General features: G+C 70.0%; 13 protein-coding genes. 4 read left to right on the top strand and 9 right to left on the bottom strand.

The features are described 5' to 3' along the window. Positions 1 to 64 precede the first annotated feature (64 nt). Both trxB and trxA read left to right on the top strand, forming a co-directional pair. Positions 65 to 997, top strand: a complete 933-nt coding sequence (gene trxB, locus FN821_RS05170; RefSeq protein WP_131171475.1) for a thioredoxin-disulfide reductase — start codon at positions 65 to 67, stop codon at positions 995 to 997. 159 nt (positions 998 to 1,156) lie between these two features. Continuing rightward, positions 1,157 to 1,480: a thioredoxin gene (gene trxA, locus FN821_RS05165; protein ID WP_131171474.1), complete on the top strand. Its 324-nt coding sequence runs from the start codon at positions 1,157 to 1,159 to the stop codon at positions 1,478 to 1,480. A 321-nt stretch (positions 1,481 to 1,801) separates the two neighbouring features. Here the strand turns inward: trxA and FN821_RS05160 are convergent, their stop codons facing one another. The 4 genes from FN821_RS05160 to FN821_RS14620 form a co-directional block, all read right to left on the bottom strand. Next, positions 1,802 to 2,293 carry a phosphoribosyltransferase gene (locus FN821_RS05160; RefSeq protein ID WP_131171473.1) on the bottom strand — a complete coding sequence of 164 codons (492 nt, stop codon included), beginning with the start codon at positions 2,291 to 2,293 and terminating at the stop codon, positions 1,802 to 1,804. An 8-nt stretch (positions 2,294 to 2,301) separates the two neighbouring features. Beyond that, positions 2,302 to 2,733, bottom strand: a complete 432-nt coding sequence (locus FN821_RS05155; RefSeq protein WP_131171472.1) for a hypothetical protein — start codon at positions 2,731 to 2,733, stop codon at positions 2,302 to 2,304. A gap of 108 nt (positions 2,734 to 2,841) precedes the next feature. Beyond that, the gene (locus FN821_RS05150) at positions 2,842 to 3,570 is read right to left on the bottom strand and encodes an FAD:protein FMN transferase (RefSeq protein WP_206662001.1); all 729 of its coding nucleotides are present in this window, start codon (positions 3,568 to 3,570) and stop codon (positions 2,842 to 2,844) included. A gap of 2 nt (positions 3,571 to 3,572) precedes the next feature. Further along, complete coding sequence (locus FN821_RS14620; RefSeq protein WP_131171471.1) at positions 3,573 to 4,148, bottom strand: FMN-binding protein; 576 nt, start codon at positions 4,146 to 4,148, stop codon at positions 3,573 to 3,575. Positions 4,149 to 4,422: 274 nt separating this feature from the next. On the opposite strand from FN821_RS14620, the gene FN821_RS05140 reads away from it, so the two are divergent. Further along, on the top strand, positions 4,423 to 5,046 hold the full coding sequence (locus FN821_RS05140; protein ID WP_206662000.1) for an MOSC domain-containing protein: 624 nt from the start codon (positions 4,423 to 4,425) through the stop codon (positions 5,044 to 5,046). A gap of 182 nt (positions 5,047 to 5,228) precedes the next feature. Continuing rightward, positions 5,229 to 7,793 carry a PEP/pyruvate-binding domain-containing protein gene (locus FN821_RS05135; RefSeq protein WP_131171470.1) on the top strand — a complete coding sequence of 855 codons (2,565 nt, stop codon included), beginning with the start codon at positions 5,229 to 5,231 and terminating at the stop codon, positions 7,791 to 7,793. A 2-nt stretch (positions 7,794 to 7,795) separates the two neighbouring features. Here the strand turns inward: FN821_RS05135 and FN821_RS05130 are convergent, their stop codons facing one another. From FN821_RS05130 to FN821_RS05110, 5 genes are all read right to left on the bottom strand, one after another. Further along, positions 7,796 to 8,302, bottom strand: coding sequence for a hypothetical protein (locus FN821_RS05130; RefSeq protein WP_131171469.1), 507 nt, complete (start codon positions 8,300 to 8,302; stop codon positions 7,796 to 7,798). A gap of 9 nt (positions 8,303 to 8,311) precedes the next feature. Then, positions 8,312 to 8,644, bottom strand: coding sequence for a hypothetical protein (locus FN821_RS05125; RefSeq protein ID WP_131171468.1), 333 nt, complete (start codon positions 8,642 to 8,644; stop codon positions 8,312 to 8,314). A gap of 74 nt (positions 8,645 to 8,718) precedes the next feature. Then, positions 8,719 to 9,096, bottom strand: coding sequence for a YchJ family protein (locus FN821_RS05120; RefSeq protein WP_131171467.1), 378 nt, complete (start codon positions 9,094 to 9,096; stop codon positions 8,719 to 8,721). 2 nt (positions 9,097 to 9,098) lie between these two features. Beyond that, positions 9,099 to 9,707 carry a hypothetical protein gene (locus FN821_RS05115; protein WP_131171466.1) on the bottom strand — a complete coding sequence of 203 codons (609 nt, stop codon included), beginning with the start codon at positions 9,705 to 9,707 and terminating at the stop codon, positions 9,099 to 9,101. Positions 9,708 to 9,863: 156 nt separating this feature from the next. Next, on the bottom strand, positions 9,864 to 13,247 hold the full coding sequence (locus FN821_RS05110; protein ID WP_131171465.1) for a pyruvate carboxylase: 3,384 nt from the start codon (positions 13,245 to 13,247) through the stop codon (positions 9,864 to 9,866). Positions 13,248 to 13,446 lie beyond the last annotated feature (199 nt).

Genomic DNA, 13,446 nt, shown 5'->3' with positions numbered 1-13,446 from the left:
GGGCGTTCCAGGCTCGTGGGACGCCGATAGGCTGTCCCGCAGTGCCACCGTCCAGCGAGGAATCATGAGCGACGTCCGCGAAGTCATCATCATCGGATCCGGCCCGACCGGCTACACCTCGGCGATCTACGCCGCCCGAGCGGCGCTGAAGCCGCTGGTGTTCGAGGGGGCCCTGGAGGCCGGCGGCGCGCTGATGAACACCACCGAGGTCGAGAACTTCCCGGGCTTCCCCGAGGGCGTCATGGGTCCGGACCTGATGATGAACATGAAGGCCCAGGCGGAGCGGTTCGGCGCCGAGCTGATCGCCGACGACGTGGTCGAGGTCGACCTGACGGGTCCGATCAAGCGGGTGCGCGACTCGGAGGGGACCTGGTACGAGGCCAAGACGGTGATCCTGGCGATGGGGTCCGGCTACCGGCGGCTCGGGCTCGCCGACGAGGATCGTCTGTCCGGCAAGGGCGTCTCGTGGTGCGCGACGTGCGACGGGTTCTTCTTCCGGAACAAGGCGATCGCCGTCATCGGCGGCGGCGACTCGGCGGTCGAGGAGGCGACGTTCCTGTCGCGCTTCGGCACCGTCGTGTACCTGGTGCACCGCCGCGACGAGCTGAGGGCGTCCAAGATCATGGTCGACCGGGTGGAGAACGACCCCAAGGTTCAGTTGGTGTTCAACTCAACCGTCGAGGCCATCAAGGGCGAGAACTCGGTTGAGGCGCTCGTCCTGCGCGACACGGTCACCGGCGAGACACGCGAACTGGCCGTCCAGGGCGTGTTCATCGCGATCGGTCACGACCCGCGCTCGGCGCTGGTCAAGGGCCAGGTCGAGTTGGACGACGCCGGCTACGTGAAGGTCGCGTCCGGGTCGACGGCGACGAACCTGCCGGGCGTCTTCGCCGCGGGCGACCTCGTCGACCACACCTACCGCCAGGCGATCACCGCCGCCGGCACCGGCTGCGCGGCCGCGCTGGACGCCGAGCGTTACCTGTTGGCCCAGTCGTAGTCGATCGGACGCCGCGGGCGCCGGTCCGGTGAACAGCGGGCGGAGTTGCTGTTGTCCAGCAACAACAACTCCGCCAACAAATCAGGCCCCCAAGAGTCGGCCGTCCGACATGTCGGAGCGGCCTATTACAGTGGCGTCGTCGCCGCAGAGGAGGAACCCATGTCAGACGTTGCAGAGGTCACGGACACCACGTTCGAGCAGCTGGTGCTCAAGTCGACCAAGCCCGTGATGGTGGACTACTGGGCCGACTGGTGCTCGCCCTGCAAGCAGCTGTCGCCGATCATCGACGAGCTCGCCCGCGAGCACGGCGACAAGGTGAGGTTCCTCAAGCTCGACACCAACGAGAACACCGACGTCCCGACCCGCTACGGCGTCATGGGCCTGCCGACGCTGCAGATCTGGAGCAACGGCGAGCTGGTGCACTCGATGACCGGCGGGAAGACCAAGGCCGCCCTGATCAAGGCGCTCGCCGACTTCATCTGACGTCGATGGCCGGGGGATTCGGTACCCGCCACCACGCCGACGGCGTGAGCCCTTAGTGCTGCGGAACTGGCTTGATGCCATGCCAGGTGGCACGACCACGGTCGCGTTCATCGTCGGCGACGCGGTGCTGCTGGTGGCGGGTGCTACCTCTGTGGTCCTGGTGGTCACGACACGCGTGCGATGGGGAGCGGCAGGCGTCTTGGGCTTCCTCCTGGTGTTCACATGGCTGCTGCTAGCGGCGGCGCGCGAGGATCAAGGTGGTGTTAGAGCCCTTCCGAGGGCCCAAATACCACCAAGAACACGTCTTGCGGGTTGGCTTGGTTAGTTGTCGACCCGGGTGGACGCCGTCATCGGGGGCAGCGCGGACCAGGGGAACGTGATCCACTGATCGGTGCGCTTCCAGACGTAGTCGCACTTGATCACCGAGCGCGACTTCTCGTACAGCACGGCCACGCGCGACTCCACGGCGTGCTTGTCGCAGAATTCCCGGACCAGCTTCAGCGTCTCGCCGGTGTCGGCGACGTCGTCAACGATGAGCACTGTGGCGCCGTCCAGGTACGTGGTCGCCGGCAGCGGCGGCAAGAAGACGGGCTCGGGCAGCCGTTGGTCGACGCCGGTGTAGAACTCGACGTTGATGATGTGGATGTTCTTGTTGTCGAGGGCATAGGCGATCGCACCCGCGGGCAGCAGGCCGCCGCGCGTGATGGACAACACGATCTCGGGCTCGAATCCCGAGTCCAGGACCATCTGCGTGAGCTCACGCGTTGCCGATCCGAACCGCTCCCACGTCAACACTTCCCGCTCATCCGCCATGGGCGACATCATTTCAGCCCGGCAGGCACCTCAGGTTCGCTTGCGGCGATTCGGACGCCGACGCGGGCCACCCGCCATGAAATCCCAACCTGGGCCGCGGTCGCGACGGCTAGCGAGCCGACGCTCACGGCGTCCAACCTCGAGGACGCCGTCAGCACGAACACGACGAGACCCACGAAGCTGACCGCGAGTAGGACGCGAGCCACGGCGTCCGGCTGGGCCACCGCAACCCGCCCGACGATCAGGCTCAGGTAGAGCCAGGCCGCGATGATCAAGGCGACCGCGAGGAGGTTGGCGGCGGTGGGGCCGGATCGGCCGGGGAGCCGCCACAGTGGAGCCGGACCCAGGACGGACGCCGGCACGACGGCCAACACCAGCAAGCCGAGCCCAGTCACGACGAAGTAGCGCACCGTCGCATCCAGCGTTCCCGGTAGCCGCATGGCCCCAGTTTAGAAATGGCTGCACAGGCAGGCATCAGCGTCAGCACGCAGCCCGGAGGCCGCTTTGCAGTGCCTTTGCGATCGCGTTCTCGGGAGCCCCCGGACGCCTCAGGCGCGAAAGACGGGGGACGCCCAGAGGCGTCCGTCGACGGCGCAGGCGAGGACCTCGATGGACCAGCGGTCCTGGCAGCGTTCGAGGGCATCCGGGCCGCCCGCGAGGATCGCAGTCGCCAGCACGTCCGCGGTCACGATGTCGTCGGCGGCCACCGTGACCTGGCCGAAGGTCGCGTCCGCGCCCGTGCGCCAGACGTGCTCGCCGCGCTCGGCGACGCCGGAGGTAGCGACCGCGTGGCGTCCGCCGCGGCTGGTGAACTGGCTCAGCAGGGCTGTCCGGTCGTCGGGGTCGACGATCCCAACGACCCACGGACGCCCGTCCACCTGGACGCCGCTCACCAGCACGTCTCCGCCGGCGTTGATGCACCAGTCGGGGCCGTCGGCGTCCAGGATGTCGGCCGCTTCTGCAATGGCTAGGGCTTTCACGATGCCGGACAGGTCGATGACCCCGTCCGGACGCATCGGCGTGAAGCTGCCCTCCGTGGCCTCACGCCAGTCGAACGCTTGGTCGAACACCGCCCGAAACTCCGGGCTGGCATGCGGCACCAGCACCTCGCGGCGCGCGACGCGCGCGCCCTCGGCGTCCGGACGCCAGAGGCTGAACCGGTCCTCGAGGGCCTCGAAGGCGTCCGTCAGGCGGGTCCGGGTTTCGGGTCGGACGCCGTCGGCGGCGGTGACGCTGACGACGGTCCCCATGGCCTCGAAGACGAACGGCTCGGTCATGGTCAGGCCTTGGCCTGGTCCAGCGCCGACTGCAGGGAGGTCTGGTAGCTGACCGAGGTGTACGTGGCGCCGCTCACCGTCGAGATGTTGCCGCTCTGCGCCGACAACGTCGCGGACTTCAGCGTCGGCAGCGCACGGCTGTTGATCTGGGCCGAGTGGCCGTCGTTCGCGTTCGCCGTGGCGTTGACCGCCGTGATCTTGCCGCCCGCGACCGTAATCGTCACCTGGACGCTGCCATATCGGTTCGACGAGGACGCCCCCGCGAAGGTGCCGTCTTTGAGGCTCGAGGTCGACGTGGCCGTGGTGGTCGTCGTGGTTTTGGCCGCCGTCGACGTGGTGCCGGACGCGGTGGAAGTCGTTGATGTGCCGGACGCGGTGGAAGTCGTTGATGTGCCGGACGCGGTGGAAGTCGTTGATGTGCCGGACGCGGTGGAAGTCGTTGATGTGCCGGACGTGCCGGAGGTCGTCGTGGTGGTGGTCGCCGCGACGGTCTGCCCATTCGCCGTCCCGACCTGCCAACCCAGCGTCAGGACGCCGATGGAGGCCAGGGCCGATGCGACCTGTGCGCGAGTGCTCATGGTGTGGATCCTTCTGGGGCTGCAATGGCTACGTGTCCACGGTGCGCCGCGGTCCTGTGGGTTTGATGTGAGGGCGCCGTGGGGGCCCTGCGACTGTGTGGGATGTGCCAACCGCAGACCGGGCCGCGCGTCGGCGTCCGGAAACGAGATCGTTACAGGACGCAATCTGCGCGTATCGGCGAAAACATCCGCGCAACACACTGGCGCCAAGGCGTCGCGGTGTTGGTCGTGGGGCTGTTCTCGCACGCCGGACGCATCGTGTTGAATCTCACCCATGACCGACCTGCCCCAGACCACCGAGCCCTGCCGGACCCCCGACGAGATGCTCGGGCACTTGCCGGTCATCGAGGCCAGCCCGAAGGACGTCGGCACGCTCACGATGGTCGTCCGGCGTCCGAAGACCGAGCGGCGCGAGGTGCTGGACGTCGGCGTCCTGTCTCTCGAAACGGGCCTGGTCGGCGACAACTGGATCGAGCGTGGCAGCAGCCGGACGCCGGACGGGTCCAGCCACCCGGACATGCAGCTCAACGTCATCAACCACCGGCTGATCGAGTTCCTGTCGTACTCGGACGCCGCCCGCCAGGCCCTCGCCGGCGACCAGGTGCACCTCGACCTGGACCTGTCGCACGAGAACCTGCCCGCCGGGACGCGCCTGACGTTCGGTGACCCGGCCCGCCCGGACGCCCCCGCCATCGAGGTCACCGCCCAGCCCCACACGGGCTGCAAGAAGTTCGTCGCCCGCTTCGGGCCCGAGGCCATGAAGTTCGTCAACGGCGAGCACGGACGCCCCCTGCGCCTGCGAGGTCTCAACGCGAAGGTCGTCGTGCCGGGCGAGATCCGTCCGGGTGATCAGGTGACGGTGACGCGTCCGCCGAGCCTGTTGGACGCCGACGCCTGACCTTGGCATCGGGACGTGGCCCTCACCCGGAGGAACGACCACGTCCGCTGACGTCCCAGCGCTCGTCCGACCCAGCCGACCTCCGGCCTTGTCCTCGACCACCTCAACGGCCGAGCCTCGCACCCAGGCCCCAACCACCCGACCCCTACCCCGCGCCCCCGATCAGGAGAAGAATCGCGAGGGTGAGCATCGAATCCCTGGGCGGCAAGGGCGCCAACCTGATCACCCTGCGCGACGCGGGCTTCCCGGTGCCGCCGTTCGTCATCCTGGGCACCGACGAGTACCGCGCGTTCGTCGCCCAGCACCACCTGGACGCCGTCATCGCCGAGGCCGTCCGGACCTGCGAACCGCGCGAGGCGTCCGAGCTGATCAGGGCGGCGTTCCGGCGTCCGATCGACGCCGACCAGCGCCGACGCATCGCCGCAACCGTCGCTGACCTCGCCGACCGCCCGGTCGCCGTCCGCTCCTCGGCCACCGCCGAGGACCTGCCCGAGGCGTCCTTCGCCGGCCAGCAGGACACGTTCCTCGACGTCCGCGGCCTCGACGCCATCTGCGACGCCACGGTTGAATGCTGGTCCAGCCTCTGGACTGAGCGCGCCATCACCTACCGCGCCCGCAACGACGTGCCCGCCGGCTCCGTTGCCCTCGCGGTCGTCGTTCAGGAACTGGTGGACGCCGACGCGTCCGGCGTCCTGTTCACCGCCGATCCCCTCACCGGACGCCGCGACCGCACCGTCGTGGACGCCGTCTTCGGGCTCGGCGAGAAGCTCGTCTCCGGCCAGGTCACCCCGGACCATTTCGAGGTGGACGCCGACGGCTCGACCATCGAGCGCACCGTCCAGGGCGATCACAGCACCTTGTCAGACGCGCAACTCGCCAGCCTGGTCGCCCTGGGCCGCCGGGTCGCCGACCACTACGGCAGTCCCCAGGACATCGAGTGGACCCGCGTCGGCGGCACCATCAACCTCGTCCAGAGCCGCGCGATCACCAGCCTCTACCCCCTGCCCGCCGGCCCGGACGAGGCCCTGTGGTTCAGCTTCGGCGCCTTCCAGGGCATGTTGGAGCCGATCACGCCCCTCGGCCAGGACGCCCTGCGCCTCATGCTGACCGGCGCCGCGAGCCTGTTCGGCGCGACCCTCGACTACCGGACGATCCCGTTCCTCGTGCCGGCCGGCGAGCGCCTCTGGATCCGCGTCGACCGCATGCTGCGCAACGGCATCGGCCACCGGGTCCTCCCCGCGATCGCGCACGGCCTCGACCCCAACGCCGCGGCGATCGTCAAGCGGTTCGCCGACGACCCCGCCTACGCGCCGATCAAGGGCACGAGCCCGCGCGCGGCGGCCACCCTCGCCCGCACCCTCGCTCCGGTCCTCCCGCGCCTGCGGCACACGCTGTTCGCCCCCACGAACGCCCGGCTGCGCCTCGAGCGCGACGTCGACGCCTACCTCGCCGACCTTCGCGTCCGACTGGACGCCGCCGCGAACGTCACCTTCCCGCACCTGCGCCTGGCCGCCCGGCTCCGGACGCTGGAGAGCGCCGCCCCGGGCGCCTTCCGGGTGTTGCTGCCGGACTTCTTCCCCATCATGGGCCCGTCGGTCGGCATGATGCAGCGGCTCCGCACGCTGGCGTCCGAGGCGGGACTTCCGGACGCCGACGCCGCGGCCTTCACCGTGCTGCGATCGCTGCCCGGCAACGTCACGGCCGAGATGGACCTCGAGCTCTGGGCCACCTCCCGGGCCATCGCTGCCGACCCGGCCGCGCGGGCGGCCGTCTCCACCTACGACGCGGCCGACCTGGCCGCCGACTACCTCGCCGGAACCCTGGCGCCCGCTGCCCAGCAGGCCGTGGCGTCCTTCCTGGATCGGTACGGAATGCGCGGTGTCGCCGAAATCGACCTCGGGACGCCCCGCTGGCGGGAGGGTCCCGAGGGGCTGTTCCGCACGCTGGCGTCCTACCTCACGATTGATCCGGACCGCGCCCCCGACGTCACCTACGCCGCCGGACGCCGCGAGGCCGAAGAGGCCATCGAGCGGATCGCGGCGGCGTCCACGCCCGCGAAGGCGCGGCAGGTGCGGTTCATCGGCAGCCGCATCCGGGCCATGTTCGGCGCCCGCGAGACGCCCAAGTTCACGCTGGTTCGGGCGCTGGGCATGATCCGGCTGGCGCTGCAGGCGTCCGGCCGCGACCTGGTGGCGGCGGGCGTGCTGGACGATCCCGACGACGTCTTCTTCCTGCGCGTCGAGGAGTTGCACGGCGCGTTCGGACGCCGCGACCTGCGTCCGCTGGTGGCCGAGCGCCGCGCGATTCGGGCGCGGGAGCAGCGCCGGACGCGCATCCCGATCGTGCTGGTCGGCGACGGACGCACGTTCTTCGACGCCGGCATCGCGACGGACGCCGACCTGGCCGGCCTGGGCGTGTCGCCCGGCGTGGTCGAGGGGCGCGCCCGCGTCGTCGACGACCCGCGCTCGTCCGAGCTGCAGCCGGGCGAGATCATGGTCTGCCGCGGCACCGACCCGGCCTGGACGCCGCTGTTCCTCACGGCGTCCGGCCTGGTCACGGAGGTGGGCGGGCTGATGACGCACGGCTCGGTCGTGGCCCGCGAGTACGGCCTGCCGGCCGTCGTCGGGGTCGGCGGCGCGACGGAGATCCTGCGCGACGGACGCCGCATCCGCCTGGACGGGACGTCCGGGACGATCACGTTCCTATCGCTCGACGACGCCGATGCGGCAGCTCCTTCTGACGGCTGACCTCAGAGCCCTTCGGCGGCCCCGGGCCTGAAAGCGGATCGCCGGGCTTGCAGGTCGCCGCCGGTCCGCTGGTTGCGAATGTGCAGCTCGTCGCCCCTCCGCTGCACCATGAAAACGCCGTAGAAGTGGACCGCTCGGGGGTCGCCGCCATCGCTTTCAACGGTGTAGCGCTGGAAAAGGGAGTAGAGGTCGGCGCCATCCCTCGAGATCACGAACCCATCGTGGGTCAGGGCGCCCTGCATGTAGGAGTAGGTGCCCCGGTAGTAGTCGCCCGCAGGCTCGTTGCGGTCACGCAGCCACGTGAACTCGGACTCGGTGAACACCAGCACGCCAGGGTCGTCGACCAGCAGCCACGTGCCTGCCACGGGGCTGCCCGTGGCGACGGGCTGGACGCGCCGGTCCATCAACCACAACGCCAGTCGCATGCCGTAGGCGTCGAAGGCCTCCTTGTTGGCCTGCTCCTCGTCCGAGAGCGGCGGTTCCGGCTGGATCGGCCTAACCTCACTCATGCGTTTCTCCTAGCCATGGACCTTGCCCGCAATCTCGTTGAGGCTGTGCAGGCAGGATCGAGCGTCGCTCGTCCACGTGTTCATCTCGGACGCGAACGTTCGGTCCGCCGCGCTGACGTCGGAGAAGATGCGCTCGATTTGAGCTCGCGACGTCCCGTTCATATCGATCATCTTGCGGTAGTACTCGCGCCGCTCGCCCTCATCGGCGGCGAAATCCACGCCGCCGAGGACGTACGCCTGCGCGAAGCCCAGGAAATCGTCCACGCCGCCCATCAACTCCGACGGGGAGCTCTTGGCGTCCGACATGTCCAGGAACAGGCCCGCGCCAGCGGCGGTGAACATCGTGCCCGGCGAGTGGTGGACACGCCCCGAATCTAGCCCACGACCCGCGGCACGCCCATGGGTTGGCCAACCCGTCAGGCCTGGGCGTCCAGGTAGAACCAGCGTCCGCCGCGACGCTCGAACCGCGACCGCTCCGTCTGGACGCCGCCGCGGCGGCCCCGCCGCCAGTGGGCTGTGAACTCGACCACACCGTCGCGATCGTGGACGCCGCCGTCGACCACGTCGAGGATGTCGAGCTGCGTCCAGACGGTGTCGTCGAGGTCGATCGTCTCGGGACGCGTCCGCGGATGCCAGGTCCTGATCAGGTGCTCGGCGTCCCCGAGGGCGAACGCGCTGTAGCGCGAGCGCATCAACCGCTCGGCCGTCTCAGGCCAGCTCTGCGAGGCCAGGTAGGGACCGCAGCAGGCGTCCAGAAGTCCGCCGCCGCAAGGGCAGACACCTGTTTCGGGCAACGTCAGAGCCCGCGCCGAGCGAGGCTGCCGGCCTCGGCGTCCGACTTGCCCAACGCCGCCTGGACGCCGGACCAGACGTCCGGCTCGATGTCGCCCGTGACCACCAGGAACGCCTCGCGCACCTCGCCGCCGACGGGGAAGCGGCTGACGGTCACGTCGAAGGGCAGCTCGTCGGCGTGGTCGGACGCGACGTTGGCGATGATGTCGCGGACCAGCGCGAGCAGGTCGGTGTCGAGCCGCAGCGGCTGCGCGGCGTGGACGCCGTACGCCGTCATGTCGAGCAGGAAGCAGCCCTGGGCGGCGTCCACGAGGATGGTCCGGCCGACGGGGGTGTCGTCGTGGCGCAGCACCAGCCGCAGGATGTCGTCGGCGGTCGAGACGATCGTCCCGATGGCGGTCGCGGCCCCCTCGGCGACGATCAGCCCCTCGTCGAGCCCGGCCAGGTCGCGCACCAGCAAGCTCGTGAGCCCGGCGCGCTGGGCCGTCGGGTCGTCGATCAACTCGGCGATGCCGACGGCCTCGGCGACGCGGCGTCCGGACGCGGTGTCGTTGCCGCAGATCAGCGCCGCCAGCTCGTAGTCGGTGACACCGATCGCTCCAGACTCACTCATCGCGTTCCCTTCTCTGATCCTGCGGCCCAGAACTCGACCACCCATGGTGGCTTGTCTGAGTGCTCAACCTGTCGGAATTCCGAAAGGTTCAGCACTCAGACCAGCGTCGTGGAGACCGGGCGGCCGGACGCGTCGGTGTTGGTCCCGGCCGGACGCCTACTCGACGACCAGCAGCAGGTCGCCGCCTTCGACGGCCTGCGCGTGGCCGATGGCCAGGCGCTTCACCTCGCCGCTGATCGGCGACGTGATGGACGCCTCCATCTTCATGGCCTCGATCGTCGCGACCGGCTGGCCCTCGCCGACCCGCTGGCCGACCTCGACCGTCAGGGTGACGACGCCAGCGAACGGCGCCGCGACCTGGCCGCGCTTGGTGGCGTCCGCCTTCTCGCGGGCGACGACGGTCGACTTGACCGAGTGGTCGCGGACCCAGACCTGGCGCATCTGGCCGTTGATCGTCGCCATGACCGGACGCATCCCGCGCTCGTCCGCCTCGCCGATCGCCTGCAGTGAGACCAGCAGCGTCTTGCCCTTCTCGATCGGCACCTGGTGCTCGACGCCGAGGCTCAGCCCGTGCAGGAACTGCCGCGTGGTCAGCACCGACAGGTCGGAGTAGTCCTCGCAGGCGTCCTCGTAGTCCTTGGTCGGGCCGGGGAACAGCAGCCGGTTGAGCGTCCGCTTGGGGTCGGACGCCAGCGCCGCGGCGTCGGCGTCCGACAGCTCGGTCTCGACGGGCTTGGTGCGGCGTCCGGCGAGGGCCTTGGTGCGGAAGGGCTCCGGCCAGCCGCCCGCGGGGTCGCCGAGGTCGCCGTTGAGGAAGCCGATCACGGAGTCGGGGATGTCGTACTTGCCCGGGTCCTTCTCGAAGGCATCCGGGTCGATGCCCTGGCCGACCAGGGCCAACGCCAGGTCGCCCACCACCTTGGACGACGGCGTCACCTTGATGATGTTGCCCAGGATCTTGTTCGCCGCGGCGTACATGTCCTCGATCTGCTCGAAGCGGTCGCCGAGGCCGAGCGCGATGGCCTGCTGGCGCAGGTTCGACAGCTGGCCGCCCGGGATCTCGTGGTGGTAGACGCGTCCGGTGGGGCCGGCCAGGCCGGACTCGAACGGCCCGTACAGCAGCCGGACGCCCTCGAAGTACGGCTCGAGCGCGGTCGCGGCGTCCAGGGACAGGCCGGTCTCGCGCTCGGTGCCGTCCGTGGCCGCGATGAGCGCCGACATCGAGACCTGCGAGGTCGTCCCGGCCCACGCCGCGGACGCGACGTCGACGGCGTCCACCCCGGCGTCGATGGCCGCGAGCAGGGTGGCCAGCTGGCCGCCCGCGGTGTCGTGCGTGTGCAGGTGAACCGGCAGGTCGAAGTTGCTGCGCAGCTCGCGGACGAGGCGCGCGGCGGCGGGGGCGCGGAGCAGCCCGGCCATGTCCTTGATCGCGAGGATGTGCGCGCCGGCGTCCACGAGTTGCTGGGCGAGGCGCAGATAGTAGTCCAGGGTGTACAGCTTCTCGCCGGGCGACAGCATGTTGCCCGTGTAGCACAGGGCCGCCTCGGCGACCGCGGTGTTGGTCTCCAACACCGCCTCGACCGCCGGACGGATCTGGTCGATGTTGTTGAGCGCGTCGAAGATCCGGAAGATGTCGAGGCCGGTGGACGCCGCCTCGTGCACGAACGTCTTCGTCACGGCTAGGGGATACGGCGTGTAGCCGACCGTGTTGCGGCCGCGCAGCAGCATCTGCAACGGGATGTTCGGCATGGCCTCGGACAGGGTCGCCAGGCGGTCCCAGGGGTCCTCCTTGAGGAACCGCAGCGCGACGTCGTAGGTGGCCCCGCCCCACGCCTCGGCGCTGAACAGCTGCGGCAGCATGGCCGACACGTGCGGCGCGACGTTCATCAGGTCGCGCGTCCGGACGCGGGTGGCCAGCAGGCTCTGGTGGGCGTCCCGGAAGGTGGTGTCGGTGACCGCGACGGCCGTCTGCTCGCGCAGAGCCTTCGCGAAGCCGGCCGGTCCCAGCTCGCGCAGCTTCTGACGCGAGCCGGACGCCGGGGCGTCCAGCTGCTTTCTGGTCAGCTTGGGCAGCTTCTCGCGCGCGACGATGGACGTGCGCGGCTCGCCGTGCGGCTTGTTGACCGTGACGCCGGCGAGGTAGGTGAGCAGCTTGGTCGCGCGGTCCGCGGACTCGTGCGGCGTCAGCAGCTGCGGACGCTCGTCGATGAACGACGTCGTCACGTTGCCGGCACGGAAGTCGGCGTCGGCCAGGACGCCGCGCAGGAACCCGATGTTGGTGTTCACGCCGCGGATGCGGAACTCGGCCAGGGCGCGCTGTGCCCGGCGGATCGCCGTCGGCAGGTCGCGTCCGCGGCAGGTCAGCTTGACCATCATCGAGTCGAAGTGGGCGCCGACCTGGGCGCCGGCGAACACCGTGCCGCCGTCGAGGCGGATGCCCGCGCCGCCCGGCGAGCGGTAGACCTGGACGGTGCCCGTGTCGGGACGGAAGCCGTTGGCCGGGTCCTCGGTGGTGATCCGGCACTGCAGCGCCGCGCCGCGGACATGGATGTCTTCTTGGCGCAGGCCGAGGTCGGCGAGGGTCTCGCCGGACGCGATGCGGAGTTGCGAGCTCACCAGGTCGACGTCGGTGACCTCCTCGGTCACCGTGTGCTCGACCTGGATGCGGGGGTTCATCTCCATGAACGTGAAGCGTCCGTCGGAGCCCACGAGGAACTCGACCGTGCCCGCGTTCTTGTAGTTGATGTGCCGCGCGAACTTCACCGCGGCCGCGCAGATCTCGTCGCGCAGGGCCGGGTCTAGGTTCGGCGCCGGGGCCAGCTCGACGACCTTCTGGTGACGCCGCTGCACGGAGCAGTCGCGCTCGAACAGGTGGATGACGTTGCCCTCGCCGTCCGCGAGGATCTGCACCTCGATGTGCCGCGGATTCACCACGGCCTGCTCGAGGTAGACGCGGGAGTCGCCGAACGCCGCGTCCGCCTCGCGCATCGCCTCGGCGACGGACGCCTCGAACTTGGCCGGGTCGTCCACCCGCCGCATGCCGCGTCCGCCGCCGCCGGAGACGGCCTTGACGAACACGGGGTAGCCGATCGCGTCGGCGTCCGACTTCAGTTGCTTGATGTCGGACGACGGCTCGGAGCCCTTGAGGACTGGCAGGCCCGCCTCGCGGGCGGCCGCGATCGCGCGGGCCTTGTTGCCGGTCAGCTCGAGCACCTCGTGGGACGGGCCGACGAAGGTGATGCCCTCCTCCTCGCAGCGGGTCGCCAGGTCGGGGTTCTCGCTGAGGAAGCCGTAGCCCGGGTAGATGGCGTCCGCGCCGGCGGCCTTCGCGGCGGCGACGATGCCCTCGACGTCGAGGTAGGCGCGGACCGCGTGGCCCTCGGTGCCGATCTGGTAGCTCTCGTCGGCCTTGAGGCGGTACTCGCTCAGGCGGTCCTCGTGCGGAAACACCGCGACCGTCGTGATGCCGAGCTCGGTGGCGGCGCGGAACGCGCGCACCGCGATCTCTCCGCGGTTGGCGACGAGCACCTTCTTGATCATTCCGACTCCCTGGGACGCCTCAGTTACGCAAGCTGACGTGGAAAGGCAAATCTACGGTGCCTCGCCGTCCTCCGCCCACCGGACCAGATCCCTGTCCCGTCGATCGGTCCGGGAGCTCATCGAAGGACGTGACGCTTTCCCGATCCCTGAGCTTGTCGAAGGGCCAGCTTCGACAAGCTCACCCAACTGGGCTTCCGCA

This window comes from Propioniciclava tarda (assembly GCF_900182665.1).
GTDB classification, from domain to species: Bacteria; Actinomycetota; Actinomycetes; order Propionibacteriales; family Propionibacteriaceae; genus Propioniciclava; species Propioniciclava tarda.
This window is presented reverse-complemented; position numbering and strand designations above follow the sequence as displayed.

Coding starts and splice junctions, on each gene's coding strand:
- trxB (WP_131171475.1), top strand. CDS start 65: ATGAGCGACGTCCGCGAAGTCATCATCATCGGATCCGGCCCGACCGGC.
- trxA (WP_131171474.1), top strand. CDS start 1,157: ATGTCAGACGTTGCAGAGGTCACGGACACCACGTTCGAGCAGCTGGTG.
- FN821_RS05160 (WP_131171473.1), bottom strand. CDS start 2,293: ATGGCGGATGAGCGGGAAGTGTTGACGTGGGAGCGGTTCGGATCGGCA.
- FN821_RS05155 (WP_131171472.1), bottom strand. CDS start 2,733: ATGCGGCTACCGGGAACGCTGGATGCGACGGTGCGCTACTTCGTCGTG.
- FN821_RS05150 (WP_206662001.1), bottom strand. CDS start 3,570: ATGACCGAGCCGTTCGTCTTCGAGGCCATGGGGACCGTCGTCAGCGTC.
- FN821_RS14620 (WP_131171471.1), bottom strand. CDS start 4,148: ATGAGCACTCGCGCACAGGTCGCATCGGCCCTGGCCTCCATCGGCGTC.
- FN821_RS05140 (WP_206662000.1), top strand. CDS start 4,423: ATGACCGACCTGCCCCAGACCACCGAGCCCTGCCGGACCCCCGACGAG.
- FN821_RS05130 (WP_131171469.1), bottom strand. CDS start 8,302: ATGAGTGAGGTTAGGCCGATCCAGCCGGAACCGCCGCTCTCGGACGAG.
- FN821_RS05125 (WP_131171468.1), bottom strand. CDS start 8,644: ATGTTCACCGCCGCTGGCGCGGGCCTGTTCCTGGACATGTCGGACGCC.
- FN821_RS05115 (WP_131171466.1), bottom strand. CDS start 9,707: ATGAGTGAGTCTGGAGCGATCGGTGTCACCGACTACGAGCTGGCGGCG.
- FN821_RS05110 (WP_131171465.1), bottom strand. CDS start 13,247: ATGATCAAGAAGGTGCTCGTCGCCAACCGCGGAGAGATCGCGGTGCGC.